The organism is Paenibacillus sp. GL_099_B (assembly GCF_057835695.1).
The window spans coordinates 2,929,594-2,947,550 of record NZ_CM174430.1 but is presented as its reverse complement, the minus strand read 5'-3'; the positions used below and the strand labels follow the sequence as shown (position 1 = coordinate 2,947,550).

General features: G+C 46.5%; 16 protein-coding genes. 4 read left to right on the top strand and 12 right to left on the bottom strand.

Features of this window, described 5'->3' with window-relative positions; genetic code table 11:
- Nucleotides 1-37 precede the first annotated feature (37 nt).
- The 9 genes from AC3ITG_RS13750 to AC3ITG_RS13710 all read right to left on the bottom strand — a co-directional run bounded on the left by AC3ITG_RS13750 (nt 38) and on the right by AC3ITG_RS13710 (nt 9,990).
- On the bottom strand, nt 38-694 hold the full coding sequence (locus AC3ITG_RS13750) for a carboxylesterase family protein (RefSeq protein WP_489254043.1): 657 nt from the start codon (nt 692-694) through the stop codon (nt 38-40).
- A gap of 9 nt (nt 695-703) precedes the next feature.
- Nucleotides 704-1,726: an SDR family oxidoreductase gene (locus tag AC3ITG_RS13745; protein ID WP_413378112.1), complete on the bottom strand. Its 1,023-nt coding sequence runs from the start codon at nt 1,724-1,726 to the stop codon at nt 704-706.
- A 97-nt stretch (nt 1,727-1,823) separates the two neighbouring features.
- Nucleotides 1,824-2,249, bottom strand: coding sequence for a cupredoxin domain-containing protein (locus AC3ITG_RS13740; RefSeq protein ID WP_413378110.1), 426 nt, complete (start codon nt 2,247-2,249; stop codon nt 1,824-1,826).
- A 202-nt stretch (nt 2,250-2,451) separates the two neighbouring features.
- Nucleotides 2,452-3,405 (bottom strand): EamA family transporter, encoded by a 954-nt coding sequence (locus tag AC3ITG_RS13735; protein ID WP_489254042.1) that lies wholly within the window; start codon nt 3,403-3,405, stop codon nt 2,452-2,454.
- Nucleotides 3,406-3,740: 335 nt separating this feature from the next.
- The gene (locus AC3ITG_RS13730; protein WP_489254041.1) at nt 3,741-5,954 is read right to left on the bottom strand and encodes a DEAD/DEAH box helicase; all 2,214 of its coding nucleotides are present in this window, start codon (nt 5,952-5,954) and stop codon (nt 3,741-3,743) included.
- On the bottom strand, nt 5,951-7,291 hold the full coding sequence (locus tag AC3ITG_RS13725; protein ID WP_489254040.1) for an ATP-binding protein: 1,341 nt from the start codon (nt 7,289-7,291) through the stop codon (nt 5,951-5,953). The genes AC3ITG_RS13730 and AC3ITG_RS13725 overlap by 4 nt, the downstream gene beginning before the upstream one ends.
- 7 nt (nt 7,292-7,298) lie before the next feature.
- Complete coding sequence (locus AC3ITG_RS13720) at nt 7,299-8,882, bottom strand: TerB N-terminal domain-containing protein (protein ID WP_489254039.1); 1,584 nt, start codon at nt 8,880-8,882, stop codon at nt 7,299-7,301.
- Between the two features lie 275 nt (nt 8,883-9,157).
- Nucleotides 9,158-9,415: a PAS domain-containing protein gene (locus tag AC3ITG_RS13715; RefSeq protein ID WP_489254038.1), complete on the bottom strand. Its 258-nt coding sequence runs from the start codon at nt 9,413-9,415 to the stop codon at nt 9,158-9,160.
- Nucleotides 9,385-9,990: a biliverdin-producing heme oxygenase gene (locus AC3ITG_RS13710; RefSeq protein WP_489254037.1), complete on the bottom strand. Its 606-nt coding sequence runs from the start codon at nt 9,988-9,990 to the stop codon at nt 9,385-9,387. The genes AC3ITG_RS13715 and AC3ITG_RS13710 overlap by 31 nt, the downstream gene beginning before the upstream one ends.
- Before the next feature lie 271 nt (nt 9,991-10,261).
- Here AC3ITG_RS13710 and AC3ITG_RS13705 point away from each other — a divergent pair, with 271 nt between their 5' ends.
- The 4 genes from AC3ITG_RS13705 (at nt 10,262) to AC3ITG_RS13690 (ending at nt 12,891) form a co-directional block, all read left to right on the top strand.
- A complete protein-coding gene (locus AC3ITG_RS13705) occupies nt 10,262-11,059 on the top strand; it encodes a Nif3-like dinuclear metal center hexameric protein (protein ID WP_489254036.1) in 798 nt (265 codons plus the stop codon).
- Nucleotides 11,060-11,228: 169 nt separating this feature from the next.
- A complete protein-coding gene (locus tag AC3ITG_RS13700; RefSeq protein WP_079344274.1) occupies nt 11,229-11,654 on the top strand; it encodes a DMT family transporter in 426 nt (141 codons plus the stop codon).
- A gap of 34 nt (nt 11,655-11,688) precedes the next feature.
- Nucleotides 11,689-12,387 (top strand): Crp/Fnr family transcriptional regulator, encoded by a 699-nt coding sequence (locus AC3ITG_RS13695; protein WP_413378096.1) that lies wholly within the window; start codon nt 11,689-11,691, stop codon nt 12,385-12,387.
- Nucleotides 12,388-12,405: 18 nt separating this feature from the next.
- Nucleotides 12,406-12,891, top strand: coding sequence for a DMT family transporter (locus tag AC3ITG_RS13690; protein WP_413379622.1), 486 nt, complete (start codon nt 12,406-12,408; stop codon nt 12,889-12,891).
- Between the two features lie 85 nt (nt 12,892-12,976).
- Here AC3ITG_RS13690 and AC3ITG_RS13685 read toward each other — a convergent pair whose 3' ends face one another.
- The 3 genes from AC3ITG_RS13685 to AC3ITG_RS13675 all read right to left on the bottom strand — a co-directional run bounded on the left by AC3ITG_RS13685 (nt 12,977) and on the right by AC3ITG_RS13675 (nt 17,521).
- Nucleotides 12,977-13,693, bottom strand: a complete 717-nt coding sequence (locus AC3ITG_RS13685; protein ID WP_024633833.1) for a YebC/PmpR family DNA-binding transcriptional regulator — start codon at nt 13,691-13,693, stop codon at nt 12,977-12,979.
- Nucleotides 13,694-13,903: 210 nt separating this feature from the next.
- Nucleotides 13,904-15,625: an assimilatory sulfite reductase (NADPH) hemoprotein subunit gene (gene cysI / locus AC3ITG_RS13680; RefSeq protein ID WP_489254035.1), complete on the bottom strand. Its 1,722-nt coding sequence runs from the start codon at nt 15,623-15,625 to the stop codon at nt 13,904-13,906.
- A gap of 54 nt (nt 15,626-15,679) precedes the next feature.
- On the bottom strand, nt 15,680-17,521 hold the full coding sequence (locus tag AC3ITG_RS13675; RefSeq protein WP_489254034.1) for an assimilatory sulfite reductase (NADPH) flavoprotein subunit: 1,842 nt from the start codon (nt 17,519-17,521) through the stop codon (nt 15,680-15,682).
- Nucleotides 17,522-17,957 lie beyond the last annotated feature (436 nt).

The window sequence follows — 17,957 nt, the reverse complement described above, 5'->3', positions numbered from 1 at the left end:
TTAATACTGCTGAATATTGTCAATTACGAACGATTGATTATAACGTATGGCTGAGAAACCACTTGTACAATTCCGGGTTGTCATACGTTTCGGTCCAAGCATCATGATTACCTTCAGGATATATCGTCAGCTTCACATCCGCGTTCAACGCTTCAAGCGCATGAACAATTTTCTCGGATTCCGTAACATAAACGATGTCATCCTTGGCACCATGGAATGCCCAGATCGGTATATTATACAGTTCTTCCGCTTTGGAAGGGTCTGCTCCCCCACATACAGGAGCCAATGCTGCAAATGTATTTGGGTAAAACAGTGGCAGATCCCAAGCACCATACCCGCCCATACTCAGACCTGTAAGATACACCCGGTTCGGGTCAGCAGCTTCGTTTTCCAAAACATGTTCCAGAAGGGCCATAACAGCTTCGCGATGCATACCCCAAAATTCGTCCACAGGACATTGCGGTGAAATCACGATAAACGGGAAACTCTTGTCCTGATCGGCAATAACCGGAACCCCGTGTGCTTTAAGCATTTCCAGATCATTACCGCGTTCCCCAGCACCATGAAGAAACAAAATGACAGGCCATTTTTGGTCCTCTGCAGGTGGTTCCTCCTTCTCAGGAATGTGCAGCAAATAGTCCAAAGTGACGGTTTTGGTGATTTCCTTTACCAGTCGATGCCCGGTTTGGGACATATGCTCGCCTCACTTCTCATCTCTAATTTTCAGCAATGCTTCATCCAATGCTCCGACCACCTTGTCACACCATGCATCAAATTCGGGATCTTCGGTCTGCAATTCAGGATGTGCAAGAATATATTCTATAGTACTCCGGATTCCTTGATCAGCCCTGATCGTTGCCACAAATTCCGGAACAAGCCTTTTTAATTTACTGTTATCAAATACAACCGTATTTGCCTTGTCTCCCAGCAGACCGCCTCGAAGATCCTGATCACTGCACGCCGCCAAAAACTCGGAAGATACATGAACCGCATGAAGCTTGACACCAAGCACTCCTGCAATAATCTCATAGATCTGATTCCAGGTTACTGACTCGTCCGAGGTAATATGTACCGATTCACCAATCGCGTGAATATTGCCCATAAGGCCAATAAATCCTTTGGCAAAATCACGGTTATGCGTTATGGTCCAGAGAGATGTACCATCTCCATGAATGAGTACGGGTTTATTTTCACGTATGCGCTTGAGGACCTGCCAGCTTCCCTCTGCCCCGTGCACACCGAGAGGTACAGAACGTTCACTATACGTATGGCTGGGACGCACAATGGTCACCGGAAATCCTTCTTCACGATACTGTTTCATCAAATAGTCTTCACAAGCAATTTTGTTGCGCGAATATTCCCAATACGGATTGGATAAAGGCGTACCTTCCGTGATCCGATAATCAGCAAGTGGTGTCTGGTAGGCAGATGCCGAACTGATAAATATAAACTGCTTCGTTTTGTCCTTGAACAAACGGTAATCTCTCTCCAGCTGGGAAGGTACAAACGCGATAAAGTCTGCGACAACATCGAACTCCAGGTCGGCAATCAGCTCCGCTACCCGTGCTTCATCGTTAATATCGGCTTGCAGCACTTTGATTTGCGCAGGCAAATTGCCATTTTGATTTCCCCGGTTGATCAAATAAAGTTCACAGCCTTGCTTGGCAAGCTGATCGGTAATTGCTGTACTGATGGTACCTGTTCCTCCAATAAATAGCGCTTTCATATTTGGCCACCTCCAGATGAAATTGATCACTAGTCCATGATATCACGCACACAAAAGAGGAGCAAAGATTCAATTGAAGAATCTTTGCTCCTGTCCATTATATAACTTTAACCGTTCCGTAAATCATGTACATACCGCAGTGTATCTCATATTCCCCAGGCTGCAGATCTTTGTCCAAGGTGTAGTAATTATCACCCTTTTGCATGTACAGATCCATGCCAAGCTTTCTTGATGCCACCGATTTAACGTGTGTGACCTGCCGGGTAAGAATAAAGTTGATTTTGGTAGGGACTCCGGATTTAACTTCAATAACATCAGGTTCAAAACCGTCATTGCTTACGTTAACATTAACTACTTCATATCCCTTCAAGTCCTCTGGCGTCTCGGCTTTGGCCGTTACGGCACTTCCTGAGCCTGGGGACATGTCCTTGCCCATAAAATACACCATAAAAGATCCAAGCAGCACAACTACAGTAATTCCCAGCGTAAGCCAAGGCCAGGTTTTGCTAATCCAGCTTTTCATCTCAACGCTCCTCTGTCTATGTTCCCATTCTATTGCAACTCTTCTTCAGCATACCCCATCCGGTTAAAATTGAAAATGACTCGAATGGGCCATATCGATGGGACGTCACTTAGCCCAATAAATATATTCATCAAAAAAGAGCCTGAATCACTCAGGCTCTTTCAGTTATAGCTATTGTCTTTATCATTCTATCTAGTCCCACTCAGGAATATAGAGGTGTATTTCGACTTCGTCTCATCCGCAACTTATAAATCTCTGGCAACGCTACACCAATTAGCACCACAATAACCCCGATCCATTGCAATGGGCTCACATGCTCGTGAAGCACAATGGCTGAGAGCAGCACCGCGATTGGGAGCTCAACTGCACCAAGAATTCCGGCCATGTCTCCACCAATATGAGGCACACCTACTGCGAACAGTACTGGTGGGATAAAAGCTCCGAAGAAGCCAAGCAACAATCCGAAGACAAGCAGCTGGCTCCAAATCAATCCGTTAAACAGGAACGTCGGCGGGAACAGGATGCACAGCAAGACCAGACCTCCGGTCACCATCCATGCACTGCGAAAAGCCGGATGTGCTGATGGAACCGCTTTACCACTGAACATTACAAACAGGGAGTAACTTACAGCCGCCATCAAGCCAAGTGCTATGCCCAAGCCGTTAAACTCTCCGAGTCCCTGTTCCAGGAAACCTGCTGCCAGCAATGTTCCGCCAAACAGGATAATCAAAGTCAGGAACGTTACTTTGTCTGGACGCTGACGTTTGCTCACGGCCTGAATCAATACGCTAATCCATGTAAATTGGAACAAAAGAATAATGGCTAGTGACGCGGGAATGTATCGTAAAGACTGATAATAGACAAGACCGGTAATAACCGTCGGCGTCCCCGCAGCCATCAACACCAAACGCTGCTTCCACGTTAATTTCTGAAATGCTTTTGCCACGGCTGCTGATGTTTTTCCATCTGCCTGTGATTTCCGTTTCATTCTAAACTTCGAGTATAATGCCAGCATCCAGGACAGAATGAAGCCCGTGATCAGCTGTGTGCCCACGACCTCTCCAAGTTTGTACCCTTCGCCGTAAGCCAGAACCACAATTGTGGATAATATGCCATAGCTCATCGCTCCTGCGAGAACGGACAGATAATATTTCATTGTAGATAAACCTCCTGATGATCGAAAAATGCGTCTGCATGTTTGATCCATGCCAAGGTCACAGACACCATCCAAATGCAAAAATCCTAACTACGAGCAAGGAATACAATGATTCCTGGCATCGTAGTTAGGAAGTATAGGCTTCCCGTAGAGACCCTCGCCCTGTGTACACTTTCGGCCTGCGAGGTTATACGAAATGAAATATGCATTTGTTGTTTGCGATTCGTGTGTGACGACTTTTCATATATTACATGGCAGGTGAGGTGGTGTCAACCCTGATTCACAATTTAAATTTTTTTAATTCAAATTAAAAACAAAAGGAATACGTTATTGCGTCATTTCATAGATGAAGAATCCCATGTTAACGTTTGCTGCAATCCTTCTTTGAGACCATTTAAATCCAATCCGTCCACTGCAAAGGCCTCTCGGATCAAAGGAGGAGCCACAAATTCATCGTATTTACCAAGATACGGTGCTTCATCTTCTGAAAGTAACGCAGATGCGTCTTTCGCTGTTCGACACTCACTCATAATCTCGGCCAAAAGTGTGCGACCATCCACTTTTCCTGACACGACAAAATAATAAGGCTCCATAGGTACAACAGATCGCAAGGCAAGCTTTTCAGACAAATTGTGCTTCATTAAACGTTCCAGTGTGCGGAAAGATTTGCTTCCCACCCAGGGTAATACATACAAGGAATCTCCTCCAGCTGGAATGACAACCTGTTTCAGCAACCCACTTTCACGTGCAAGTCGACGGGCGCGTTCCAATCGATTTACCGCTTGCGGAGACAGATACGGATATATCACCGTGTCGGACAGTACTTCACGCATTTTCTGGACGACCGTCGTATGAATGTCCCCACCCGCACCAAGCCATAACGTATCCACTTTGCCTTTGGCCGCCTTCACATACACGGATTTATGCTTGTGATCCACCTCTTCCACTTTCCACAGTTTTCCGGCAAGGGAGAAACAGTATCCAGGTGGGGGCACGGTTGTAATGGAGCCGATCTCCTCGGAACCGTTCAGCACTTTGTGCTCTTCATCATCTTTGAACACCGCGTAAAAGCGATAGTTATTGACGGTTTTCTCACCCGTAAGCCCGATGATTAAAGTCCGATCTTCTGTCCATTGCAGATGATCAGTCTCAATCAGATAATTTAGAAAAAGCTGATATTGATCTGCACGAATCTGCGCGAATGGTGCCAGCGAAAGCATGGCCTCAGCCAGTTCTTTGGGTTCGGCCTCCCCCATACTTTTCAGCATGCTCATCGTCTGATGATAGAGCACGCCCATCGGCATCTTACGGGCCTCAAGCGGTTCAACCCACTTGGTCTTTACATACAATTCAATAACAGCAATAGCCCGCATGAGTGTCCATGGCATTCGAGCAGGCAATTGAGCTTCCTCATCCTCTTCTTCCGGACATACAAATAGCATCTCGGAAGCCATATCCTCACGCCTGCCTGATCGTCCAAGACGCTGAACAAAACTTGACGCACTATAAGGCGCTCCAAGCTGTACAACCCGCTCCAGTTCACCCAGGTCAATCCCCAGTTCCAACGTTACGGTAGCCGCAGCTACTGCTGGCCCTGATCCGGTTCGTAAGGCGGCTTCGGTCTCTTCTCTCAACATCGCGGAAATGCTCCCATGATGAACATGGAATACGTCCCGCTCCTGTCTCCGTGCGGCGACACGCCGCATCTCAAGTATAGTGACTTCGGCATCCGTCCGGCTATTGGTGAATATTAAAGCCTTTTTGCGATGTGTACTCTCATAGATGAAGTCGTAATAGACTTTACGTGCGTTATGCAGATGTTCCGCTTGTTCTTCATCTCGTGCATCCGGAAACGAGAAATGCTCCACCCGCAGACGCAGCTTGCGGCCACCGGGTGAAGAAACCACATCCACCCCCTGGTTAGTTCCAGCAGCGAGCCAGGCTGTAGCAGCATCATAATCACTTAGTGTCGCAGATAATCCCACTCTTCTCGGTTTACATCCAGCCATACGTTCAATTCGTGCCAGTTCGCTCAATACCTGAATGCCTCGATCCGCTCCCATGAATGCATGAACCTCGTCAATGATGACATATCGCAGATCATGAAATAACGCCGGAATGGCATTGGGACGATTCATCAACAGACCTTCGAGCGATTCAGGCGTAATCTGAAGCACACCGGATGGACTTCGCATGAGACGTGTTTTCTCTGCCTGAGGCACATCTCCATGCCAGTGCCATACCGGAATATTGCCCTCGGACAGCAAGTCCTTTAGTCGCTCGAATTGGTCGTTAATGAGTGCCTTAAGCGGCCCGATGTACAAGATGCCCACGGATTTGGAGGGCCGTTCATGCAGCTCGGTCAGTGCAGGAAAAAAAGCCGCCTCCGTCTTACCGGAGGCTGTGCCTGCCGCAATCAGCATATGATGCGGGGTATGAAAGCAAATGTTGCAAGCTTCAATCTGGGCAGGCCGAAGTGATTCCCATCTTTTTTTATAAATAAATTCCTGTACAAAAGGAGCCAGTCGATAGAAAGGGTTCTTACTCATAATTCAAACTCCGCCAGAAAATCATCCAGATCATCAGCAGATGAAGAATCCGTTCCTTTTCCTGCTTCCTTCGGTTTGACTGCTCGCTCACCAAGCAATTGAACATAGGTCACTTCAGGATTCTGATGGAGAGTGTGCAGCACATCCATGAAGTCCCGTACCACTTCACGTGTGGTCAGTAACTCATCCGCGCCGAGCCGGTTGACAGCTGTTTGCATAAAATCAACTAAATCCTCATCCGTTAGACTTGCACTATATCCAAAATGCAGGGCATGAATCTGACGCAGCTTTTGCAACAGAATCAAAATCTCTTCATGGGATAACATTGAAAGTTTCAGGATCGGTCCGGTATAATTCGCATATTCCCTTGCTGCATAGCGGCCATCAATGAGTCTCGAACGAAGTGCTTCATAACTGAAGAGTCCGCGTCTTTCATCCTCCACGAATTGTGGTGTACCGCCCACAAAAATGCCGAGGTGTTCTGCTTTGCCCTGCATCGTATCATTGAACATGGTAAGCAGTTTCTCGTAGTTACTTTGCCGGGATATGCTGTTTGTAATTTTGTACAGATTCACTGCTTCATCTATGAATAATAGTAGTCCTTTGTAACCGATCCGTGCCGTAAATTCGGACCACAATTTGAAGTAGTCATACCAGTTATCATCATCAATGATGACGCCGACAGCCAGCTCTTTCTTTGCTTCCGTCTTGGTTGCGAATTCGCCTCTCAACCAGCGCAGCGCCGCCTGTTTGCGGTCATCATCCGCCAATTTATAGCCGTTCCAGTACGAAGCGAGCACTTTGGCAAAATCGAATCCATGGACCAAATTCTGCATTTCGTTTGTCACCGCATAGATCTGCTTCTCGACTTCAGCAGGAAGAGCCGGATCATCCGGGCGCAAGCCCTGACTTTGCATCGCTTGTTGTTGAAGACCCGCGATCCATTTCTGCAAAATCGGTTCCAGCGCCCCGCCATCCGGACGTGTACGGGTTGACAAACGAGTCATCAGCTCACGGTATGTTGCGAGCCCCTGACCTTTGGTTCCCACCAGTCTGCGCTCAGGTGACAAGTCGGCGTCAGCCACAACAAATTCCCGATCCATCGCATAGTTCCGAATCATCTGCAACAGAAAGCTTTTCCCGCTTCCATACCTTCCTGTAATCAGCTTAAACGCTGCCCCGCCTTCGGCAATGTTGTCCATATCCCGCAAGATCGCATCCACTTCAGACTTCCGACCAACAGCAATCTGCTCCAGTCCGATTCGTGGCACAACGCCCGCGGTCAACGAATTCACTAGTGCGGTAGTCAGCCGCTTCGGTATTTTAAGTTCTGCCACTGCCCAATCACCTCTTCACATGTTCAAACACATTCATATAATCCGAAACTATACGATCACCATCAATCAGAAGGTCACCAATCGTTTCCATGGCCACATCATTAATTTCATCCAACAGGAGTGCAGGCATAGTTCCATATTGCTCAGCTACCCGCATCAGCTCCGTATCCGGGTTGACATCAAGCAAGGCATAAATGGCCTGTACATGCTGCGGAGACAGCATTTCAGAGAACTGTATCCACTCTTCATCCAGATCAGCAGAAAAATCCGCCTCCCATTGTAATGATAATGGCTCGCTATTCCCGTCTCCTTGACCTCCGTCAGTTTTAAGCGCTCCCTCAACGTCAACTTCCGATAGATTAGACTGCTTAGCACTTTCAGCTTCATCCGTTGAATTCTGGATCGCCATAGGGGCTTGGCTGCCCACATTGTTTGTATGCTCAACTTCGGAGGGATGATTTTCCTCGATCATGAGTGCTCTGCGCACATATTCGCTTTCCTGTTGCAGCGATGCAAGTTTCTCCGCATCAATTCGAACTATTCGTTGCTCTACTACTGGCATTTGCTCGACTGCAAATGCCTTGTCCAGGTATCGTTCAATCACGTTTGCAAGCTCAGGTTCAAGGGTCTTTCCACGAAGCCTCCCTCTGAAACCGAGCAGTTCACGGCATTTATTTTCCGTGCATCGAAATACTCGGGTTACAAACTGGACAAAATCTGCATGATCTCCAATCGGAACATATGTTATTCGAACCGATTTTCCATAAATGGATTCGTCATATACGGCCTTTCGAAACAATGTACGTTCGATAGTCCTTTCATGATTTAGCTCGAACTGATCCAATATGCCCGCCTTGCGTGTACGCAGCAGATAAGAATCCACCAAAACCATAACTCGGGGAATGTACTGTTCCAGAACCTTCTTGCCGCCATCTCTGTAAAATTTGCTGAGCGTAATGTCGTAGTCATAATATCTTTGTAACAACTTCAGCGAGATATCCGATATATTGCTGCTCAACAGCCGTTGCAATTCCATATCCAGAATCTCAGGTGGAAGATTGCCATTCGAAAGCTCCACCATCTCGGATAATGACATGTTCAACTCATGGACTAGATCATAATCAATAATCCATTCCTGCATGTACACATCCAACTGCGGAAGCCGTTCACGATAGTTGATCCATAGCTCTTTTAATTGGTCGTAACCTTCCTCTTGTTCCTGCCAACCAATTCCGTTTATCAGCTCATAAATATGAACAAACAGATAGGACAGATCCGTATCAGGGAACCGTCCTTGCCGGACTTCCGTCCTCCAATACATATACCACTGGCGCTGGGGTTCGTTCATTACACCATAAGTCGGCCAATAACTCATAAAAGGAACCCAGGGAGCCTGCTCCCCTTCCACTTCAATGAGTTGCCTTGCTTCCTCTACAAACCTTTTCTCAGAAGACAATATGCCGCCAGGCAATCTTATATCAAAATCAGCACGGACAATCGATGAACGATCAGGAACCGGGACTGCCGCTGTGATGGGCTCTTCGCTTAGATCTATCTCCATAAATTCCAGTTGTCTTGAATCCTCTTTCATTGAATTCCGTTTCACCGTCCTCTACGTGTGAATACGAACAAGTGTATCCATATTCATCATTATAACACTTGTCCTGTGCCTGCGGTGATGAAAATAATACTTTCCTTATTAGCAGAAAAAAGAAAGACATTCAAACTGATATCCAGTTTAAATGCCTTCCCTCTATACCATTTTGCTGCACCCTTAACAGCAAGGTTAGTACAACCTCGTATCAAACCATGATAGCCCGATTTTTCCCGTCACTCCTGGCTTGAGCAAGGGCTAGGCTGGCTTTCTCAATTCTCAAGCAGTAAGGGCGTGCCAGTTACTGTGGTGAAATACGCCTGGTTGGTAAACAGACAAGTATTATTGAGCTTCAGTTCCTCCAGGTTTTGCTGCAAAATGGTTCTCGTCTTGTCGGGCACAAATCCCCTGAAATCCTTGCCGATGAGATTTTTGGCATTTTCATAACCAAGCAGTTCAGCTGCAATGTTATTACAATAAATAATGAACTCTTTCCAACTTACAAATGATCTGTATTTGTATTGATCCATTGATCAAGCAATCGGAACGTTTCCGAAGCCGTGTGCACCATGATGTCGTGATCTTCTTCCGCCGTGATGGATTGACGCAATAGTTCCGTGAACTCCGCCCATCTCGTTCTGGTTTCCGTACCATACGCATTAAAATATTCCAGCCCACGATCTACTTCAATCGGCAGGAACTGCGACAAGCGTTTGGTCATGATCTGACCTCCGTTCGTAGATCCTTCAATGACGTATAAATAACCGAACAACCTTGCTGGTGTCGAGATATCCGGAAGATCCTTACATAAAGGAACCTGGCTGATCTCCTCTTCACTGGCGCCAAGATTCCTCAGGTCATTTTCAAGCAAATTCGCTTTTCCTCTAATCCCGATATCCAGTCCCGTGTTTTCCCAGAAAGGCTGCTGTACAGCTTGATCTTCCAATGGTTTCAGGAACCCGTAAAATTTCTCCAGATATTTCTTATACTCTCCCAAGCTAACGGTTTGATTCATAATAGCCTTGGCATAATCGTTCTGTTCCACTTGTCTGTGATAATGAGCTGTCTCACTCTTCAGACGTTCCATAATGGTACTGGCTGTCATGTAATCATCGCCCTTCTATGTCGGATCTCTTCATCAGAATTAAGACTTATACTTAACTGAATCTACAGTGTAGGTTCGAATGGATACTCCATTTCATTTAGATAAAGACTCTATGTAAGTATACTTTTTCTTGCTCCAGAAAACTATATGAATCCGGCAAGGTTACATCTTGAATACTATCTACGTTGTTATACTAAAGGTATATCTATAATGCTGTTCATCCATCAACATGATACACTGGGCATATCCTGTACTTGGAGGTATGAAGTATATGAATATAACCATTCAACACATTATGGATCACCTTACCGTCGAAGTTGAACTTCCAGAAACCACCGTGGATCAACTGATAACGGGTTCTCCCAACCAAACGGTCACAGGCGTTTTTGTAACTTTTATGCCTACACAACACGTGATTGAGCATGCCATACAGCGTGGAGCTAATCTAATTATCGCTCATGAACCTCCCTTCTATAACCATCATAGCCATACCAATTGGCTGGCTGATGATCCAGTTTATAAAACCAAAAGAAAGCTAATCGAGAACGGCGGAATTGCGATCTATCGCTGCCATGATGCAATTCACCGCTATCAACCGGATGGCATTACGGAAGGCTTGGTTCAAGCACTAGGGTGGTCCCTCTATGTGGAGCAGAGAAGACCAGAAGCTGACCTTCTGTCCTTTCCAGAAGGAATGACAGTTCAGCTTATTGCGGAACATATTAAACGTTCGCTTGGAATTGAATATGTACGCGTAGCTGGTGATCCAAAGATGATATGCAGACGAGCAGCAGTGCTTGTTGGGTTTCGAGGCAACGGCAATCTGACCATTCCTCTGCTTCAACAGGAAGAGCTGGATCTGATTATCGCAGGTGAAGGATTCGAATGGGAGACACCGGAGTACATACGTGATGCTGTGCAGCAAGGAAAACAAAAGGCTCTTCTTATGATCGGCCATGCCGAGAGTGAGGCTTCTGGAATGAAGCTTTTGTCTGAAAGATTGGCTACAGCTTTTCCGGAAGTGCCTGTTCATTTTATTGGTGAGCAACCGGTGTTTCAAGTATTGTGATTTTCAGAATAACGAGCAATCCTAGGTCCTTTCTGGATTTTGCGGAGGGTTTATTGTACTCTAAATGCTATAACTTCTGAGCTGAGGACATTTGTCCTTGGCTTTTTGAGTGAATATATCATTTAATAGAAATCGAAGAAGTAATGACGCGACAAGGAGAGTAACAACCATGAGAGGAATTATTTTTGCACTATTAGGCGGCGCATGCATTACCCTGCAAGGGGTTGCCAATACCCGAATCAGTACGGACATCGGTACATGGCAAGCCGCAACCATTACACAACTCACCGGGTTCATCCTGGCGGCTCTGATCCTTGTATTCGTGCGGGACATCAACCTGCAAGGATTGAAGCAAGTGAAGCCCATGTACCTGGCGGGAGGCGCGTTTGGTGCAGTAATTATTTTCAGCGAAGTCACCGCTATCCAACAAATTGGGGTAACTTTTACGATCTCAGCCCTGTTGATTGCACAGCTGTTCCTGACCTTTCTGGTTGACAGTAACGGATGGTTTGGGGTTGTGAAGCAGAAAATGAAACTACCACAATTTCTGGGTATAGCTTTAATGGTTACTGGCGTCATTATTATGAAACTGTAGCTAGGTCAGCATAAAGTCGGGGGTGAAATACAATATGGAAGAGTTTCAGAATGAGCATCAATTGCTGCACTATATAAAACAGTATCAACTCGAATCGGTATTTCACGAGCCCCTGCGTCCGCATATGACGTTATGCCACTTCGAGAAGTGCGAATTGATCTGCCGCGAAGGCGAAACATCCGAATATTTATATGTGCTGGTCGAGGGGAAAGTCAAAATCTTCACGACCTCACCACAGGATAAAACACTCGTTCTTTGCTTCAAAACACCGCTTGAAGTGGTTGGTGATATCGAGTACGTTCGGGAGAGCAATGTCGTGAACACCGTGCAGGCGGTTTCCCCTGTGGTGATGCTGCGCATTCATTATCAATGGTTAGCTGAACTTGCCAGCGATTACGCACCCCTGTTGAAATTTCTGCTCAAAATTATATCCCACAAGTTTTATATTGATTCGAACTTCTCCAACTTCAACTTGATGTATCCGGTCGAGGTTCGATTAGCCAGCTATCTGCTCTCCATCTCTACCGAAGAAGCGGGAACTGTAGTCCACGAAGAACTGGACGCCTTCAATTTGACAGATATCGCGAATCTGATCGGAACGAGTTATCGGCATTTGAATCGGGTGATTCAGAAGCTGTGTGCAGATGGATTAATCATGCGGGACCAGGGCTTTATTATGGTCAAAGATCGGGCAGGTCTGGCAGAAGTAGCGGGTCACAACATCTATGAATAAGGAGATCTATATCCTATGATCATTACAGGTATTTTGCTTGCGTTACTGGCAGGTTCTCTTGTCAGTCTGCAGACCATCTTTAATAGTAAGGTTAATGAACGTACCGGCTCGTGGTCCACGACAACGCTGGTGCTTTTCACCGGGTTTATTGCCTCGTTTCTGATTTCTCTAATGGTTGAGGGCAAAAATACGTTTAGCTTCCAACATATGCAGCCCTGGTACTGGCTTAGCGGAGCCATCGGCGTTGGGGTGGTCTTCTGTCTCGTTCAGGGCATGAAGCTGCTGGGTCCCACCTTTGCGATCTCTATCGTACTTACATCCCAGTTAAGTTTCGCCTTGCTGTTTGATTCCATGGGATGGCTTGGACTGGAGCAAATCCCATTCTCGTGGAACCAGCTTCTGGGGGTTCTCGTCATCGTGGGCGGTATTGTGTTATTCAAGTTTGGCGGTAGCAAATCGGCAAAATCGAAAAAATCTCCTGGTGCATTGCAATCCGATTCATAGGAGAACAATAAAAAGAGTGTCTGTCCAATCCGTTGATTGGCTAGACACTCTTTTTGGCAATCGAACCACGTTTCGTTTAGTTCGCTTACACGAACTCTACGTTGTGGTACACTTGCTGAACATCTTCAAGGTCCTCAAGCGCATCGATCAGTTTCTCGAACTGAGCTTGTGCATCCTCTGGAAGTTCAATATGGTTTTGCGCCAGCATGGTCAGCTCGGCTACGGTAAACTCAGTCACACCCGCCGCTTTGAACGCTTCCTGTACCGCATGGAATTGGTCTGGCTCGGCATATACGATTACCGATTCATCCTCATCCACGATATCGCGTACATCCACATCCGCTTCAAGCAGGAGTTCAAGCACTTCTTCGGAAGTTTTGCCTTCAACCCCGATTACCGCTGTAGGATCAAACATATAAGCAACTGAACCACTCACACCCATATTACCCGCGTTTTTGTTAAATGCAGAGCGCACTTCCGGTGCAGTACGGTTCACATTATTGGTGAGGGCATCCACGATAACCATGGCACCATTGGGCCCGAATCCTTCATAACGCAGTTCTTCATAATTTTCGTCCCCGCTGCCTTTTGCCTTTTCCATGGCACGGTCAATAATTGCTTTGGGTACGTTATACGTTTTGGCACGTTCCAGCACGACTTTCAGTGCGCGGTTCGCTTCCGGGTCCGGTTCGCCCTTCTTGGCAGCTACATAAATCTCAACGCCGAATTTAGCATAGACCCGGCTAGTATTTGCATCTTTTGAAGCTTTTTTTTCTTTAATATTATTCCACTTACGACCCATATCGTTTCCGCTCACTTTCAACATATAATCTGCTTTCTACTTTGTCATTATATCTTGTTGGGCGTACTTCAACAAGTTTAGACTCACGAAAAAATGGTAAAAGGCAAGTCGATATCACCTTGCCACGTTCAGAAATCCCAAAGGAAAACGATCCAAAAACGCCAAAGAAGCAATTCCCTAGGGAATGCTTCTCTTCACGAATCCATCTAATTAGGCATGAAACTGCTGACCGTCCAGCACTTCAGGCACATAACCGACACGAATGACGAAATCTCCAAAATGCTCACCATCATTGCGCTCTCTGGCATATTGATTCACCATTGGAGTCAATGTATCCAAAATTTCGATTTCGCCGATATTTTCTTTATACAATTTGTTCAAGCGATGCCCCGTAAAACTTCCACCGAGGTACATATTGTATTTTCCCGGAGCTTTGCCGATAAAGGAGATCTCGGCCAGCATCGGTCTCGCGCAGCCGTTCGGGCAACCCGTCATACGAATAACAATCTCTTCGTCCCTCAGTCCCGCTTCGTCCAGTACAGGCTCCAGCTTGTCGATTAGTGATGGCAGATACCGTTCGGATTCCGCCATTGCAAGACCACAAGTCGGAAGCGCCACACACGCCATAGAACTTCTGCGAAGCGCCGAGTAGTGAGCACCATCGGTCAGATTGTATTGCTCAATCAGTGCCTCAATCTTTTTCTTCTTCTGGCTGCTGATGTTCCCGATCATGAGATTCTGATTGGCTGTCAGACGGAAATCTCCGGTATGGATTTTGGCAATTTCACGCAGACCTGTCATGAGCGGATAACCGTCCACATCCTTCACACGTCCATTTTGAATGAACAAGGTGTAGTGCCATCTACCGTTGCTGCCTTTAACCCAACCGTAACGATCTCCATTATGTTCAAAATGGAACTCGCGCGCCGCATCCAGTTTCCAGCCGAGACGACTCGTCAATTCTTCCACGAACCAGGCGAGGCCACGGTCATCGATTGTATATTTGAAACGGGCATGTTTACGCACTGCACGATCCCCATAGTCACGCTGAATCATAACCGTCTTCTCCGCAACATCAATCATTTGCTCTGGTGTACAGAAACCAATGACTTTGGAAACCTGCGGATAAGTCTTCGGATCACCATGAGACATCCCCATACCACCACCAACAGAAACGTTAAAGCCTTGCAGCTTGCCGTTCTCTACAATAGCGATAAATCCGAGATCCTGCGAAAACACATCTACATCATTGGATGGTGGAACGGCAATTCCGATTTTGAACTTACGCGGCAAATACACTTTGCCGTAAATCGGTTCTACTTCTTCATCCGTGTCCTGTGAATCGATAATTTTCTCTCCATCCAGCCACAGCTCATGGTAAGCACGAGTGCGTGGATCAAGATGATTGCTCACCTGGCATGCCCATTCGTATACTTCAGCATGAATATCCGATTGATCCGGATTCGGGTTACACATGACGTTCCGGTTCACGTCGCCACATGCAGCAAGGGTGCTGAGCAACGAATCGTTCACTTCACGAATGGTATTTTTGAGGTCCCATTTGAGCACACCATGCAGTTGAAATGACTGGCGCGTCGTCAGACGAATGGTCTCATTCGCATATTTATGCGCTACACGATCCATCATCAACCACTGTTCGGGTGTAACAATTCCTCCGGAAGCACGCACACGCAACATGAATTGGTAGGCAGGCTCCAGCTTGGATTTATTCCGCTCATTACGCAGGTCGCGGTCGTCTTGCATATAACTGCCGTGATGTTTCATCAGACGGTTATCGTCCTCAGGAATCGCACCACTGATCCGATCCGCCAGCGTTTCAGTCAAACTTCCACGCAAGTAGTCACTTTTGATCTTTATATCTTCCACATCGCTGTTCGTGCGCTGCGGATTAAGTAAGTTATTATAAGCCATGCTGCTTTCTCCTCTCGTATCTCCGGGATGCCTTATCCGGCATATGATCTGAAATTAATACACATCCCGCTGATAACGTTTTTCCTGCTGCAACCGTGTCAGATATTCCGCTGCCTGTTCAGGTGTTAGGCGACCCTCTTGTTCAAGAATGGTTGCGAGTGCAGCATGAACATCATGTGCCATTCTTTTCTCGTCACCACAGATATATACAACTGCACCTTCCTGTAGCCACTGATACAGCTCTTTGCTGTGTTCCAGCATCCGATGCTGCACATATACTTTCTCTTCTGCATCACGGGAAAAAGCGACATCCATCTTCGTAAGAACGCCATCCTTGAGCCAGCGCTGCCATTCGGTTTGATAAAGGAAATCGGTGGAGAAATGCTGATCGCCGTAGAACAGCCACGTCTTGCCTTCTGCACCTGTCTCTTCACGCTCTCCAAGGAAAGATCTGAACGGAGCTACACCTGTACCTGGTCCAACCATGATGATTGGAGCATCCGGGTTCTCCGGCAGTTTGAAGTTTGGATTTTGCTGAATGAATACAGGCAATGTATCACCTAATTCGACTCGTTCAGCCAGATGAACAGAGCACACACCGTAGCGCTCTCTGCCACGTGATTCATAACGTACTGTACGAACGGTAAGATGAACTTCATCCGGGAAAGATTTCGAACTGCTTGCGATCGAATATAGACGTGCCGGGATTTTACGAAGCACAGCTACGAACGATGCAGCCGGAATACCTTTAAGCCCATAATCCTGTACCAGATCCAGCAAATCACAACTGTTCATGACTTTGCGGAATTCCGAATCATCTGCGAGCAGAGCGGGCAACCCGCTACCTGGATTCAGCTTCGCCAGCTGCTCCACAACGGGTCTTGTGACAGCAGTAATTTCGAAGTAACGCAATAATGCCTCACGTACAGAAACCTGGTCTCCACTTTTATTAACCGTAACGCTTTCATCCGCATTCCAATCCATGGATGCAATCAGCTCATCGACCAGACGTGGATGATTCTCAGGGAACACACCCAGGCTGTCACCCGGTTCGTAGTCCAGATTGGAGCCTTCCAGAGACAATTCAATATGACGTGTCTCACGGTCCGATCCTCTGCCGTTCAGGTTAAGATTTTCCAGCACTTCCGCCTTGTATGGATTCGTCCGGTTGAACTCAGATTCACCGCTACTTACTGCGGCTCCAACCGCTTCACTGGTTACCACTCCCGCAGCAGCAGGTGTGCTGCTAAGTGAAGCAAGCACATCATTCATCCACTCTGCAGCCGCTTCATCAAAATCAACATCACAGTCCACACGTGGTACAAGCGCTGTTCCGCCAAGCTCCTGCAAACGAATGTCAAAATCCTTGCCTGTTTTACAGAAGAACTCATACGAAGTATCTCCTAGTGCCAATACGGAGTAACGCAATCCATCGAGCTTCGGAGCCCGTTTGCTACACAGGAATTCATGCAACGGAATTGCATTATCCGGCGGTTCGCCTTCTCCATGTGTGCTGACAATAATGAGAAGATTCTCTACTTTTTTCAGTCCGTTCGGTTTGAAATCTCCCATTGACGACAGGATCACCTGAAGCCCCTGCTCTTCCAGCTTTTTCGCCAGTTTCTTGGATAGTCCACTGGAATTCCCGGTTTGTGATCCAAAGAGTACCGTAACTTCCCTGGACACCGCAGCAGCTGCGCTTTCAGGAGTAATACCTGCTGAAGATGCAGGCTGTTGTTCCACACCAGCAGGTGCAGCTACAGCCGAAAATCCCTGAATGGCTGTCAGATATCCGCTAAGCCACGTTTTCTGTCCATCGTTCAATGTAGGAATAAGGCGATTGAGCAGCTCAACCTGTTCCTGATTAAAAGGGCTGTTTGTCACTTGAAGTTCCACTATTTGCCACCTCGCGCATTACGTCAATTTTAATTCCTACTAAAATGATCATATTAATTTCTACTCTCTTGAACCTACCATACCCAATGGTAGGGGTCAATTTCGATGATTTTATAGTATTTATCAGTTTCACTGATAAAGGACAAAATCAGAAAAAAGAAGCGATCTTTTTGATCTTGTCCCCCTTCCCTCCGTTATTTCATAATCAACCTTGGGGGAAATCTTAATTCCAAAACGATCTCATCCTTTTTTAAATCCCTTGCTGTTTTGGCTCTTTTTGAGCAAACTCCGGAAAGCTTCTCCACAGCCCACTTGTTCGTTTATCGTTTTAGGTAAGTTGATGCACAATATGAATGCTTCACTTTCTACCGGCCACTTCCGTTGTTTCGATAACTTCTGAAATTCACCCCCAAAACAGAAAGTTTTTATTTATGAA

Excerpts from the sequence above, each read along its gene's own strand:
- AC3ITG_RS13750 (WP_489254043.1), bottom strand. The coding sequence starts at position 694 with ATGTCCCAAACCGGGCATCGACTGGTAAAGGAAATCACCAAAACCGTC.
- AC3ITG_RS13685 (WP_024633833.1), bottom strand. The coding sequence starts at position 13,693 with ATGGGTCGTAAGTGGAATAATATTAAAGAAAAAAAAGCTTCAAAAGAT.
- AC3ITG_RS13735 (WP_489254042.1), bottom strand. The coding sequence starts at position 3,405 with ATGAAATATTATCTGTCCGTTCTCGCAGGAGCGATGAGCTATGGCATA.
- AC3ITG_RS13705 (WP_489254036.1), top strand. The coding sequence starts at position 10,262 with ATGAATATAACCATTCAACACATTATGGATCACCTTACCGTCGAAGTT.
- cysI (WP_489254035.1), bottom strand. The coding sequence starts at position 15,625 with ATGGCTTATAATAACTTACTTAATCCGCAGCGCACGAACAGCGATGTG.
- AC3ITG_RS13700 (WP_079344274.1), top strand. The coding sequence starts at position 11,229 with ATGAGAGGAATTATTTTTGCACTATTAGGCGGCGCATGCATTACCCTG.
- AC3ITG_RS13715 (WP_489254038.1), bottom strand. The coding sequence starts at position 9,415 with ATGGATCAATACAAATACAGATCATTTGTAAGTTGGAAAGAGTTCATT.
- AC3ITG_RS13720 (WP_489254039.1), bottom strand. The coding sequence starts at position 8,882 with ATGAAAGAGGATTCAAGACAACTGGAATTTATGGAGATAGATCTAAGC.
- AC3ITG_RS13695 (WP_413378096.1), top strand. The coding sequence starts at position 11,689 with ATGGAAGAGTTTCAGAATGAGCATCAATTGCTGCACTATATAAAACAG.
- AC3ITG_RS13710 (WP_489254037.1), bottom strand. The coding sequence starts at position 9,990 with ATGACAGCCAGTACCATTATGGAACGTCTGAAGAGTGAGACAGCTCAT.
- AC3ITG_RS13745 (WP_413378112.1), bottom strand. The coding sequence starts at position 1,726 with ATGAAAGCGCTATTTATTGGAGGAACAGGTACCATCAGTACAGCAATT.
- AC3ITG_RS13740 (WP_413378110.1), bottom strand. The coding sequence starts at position 2,249 with ATGAAAAGCTGGATTAGCAAAACCTGGCCTTGGCTTACGCTGGGAATT.
- AC3ITG_RS13730 (WP_489254041.1), bottom strand. The coding sequence starts at position 5,954 with ATGAGTAAGAACCCTTTCTATCGACTGGCTCCTTTTGTACAGGAATTT.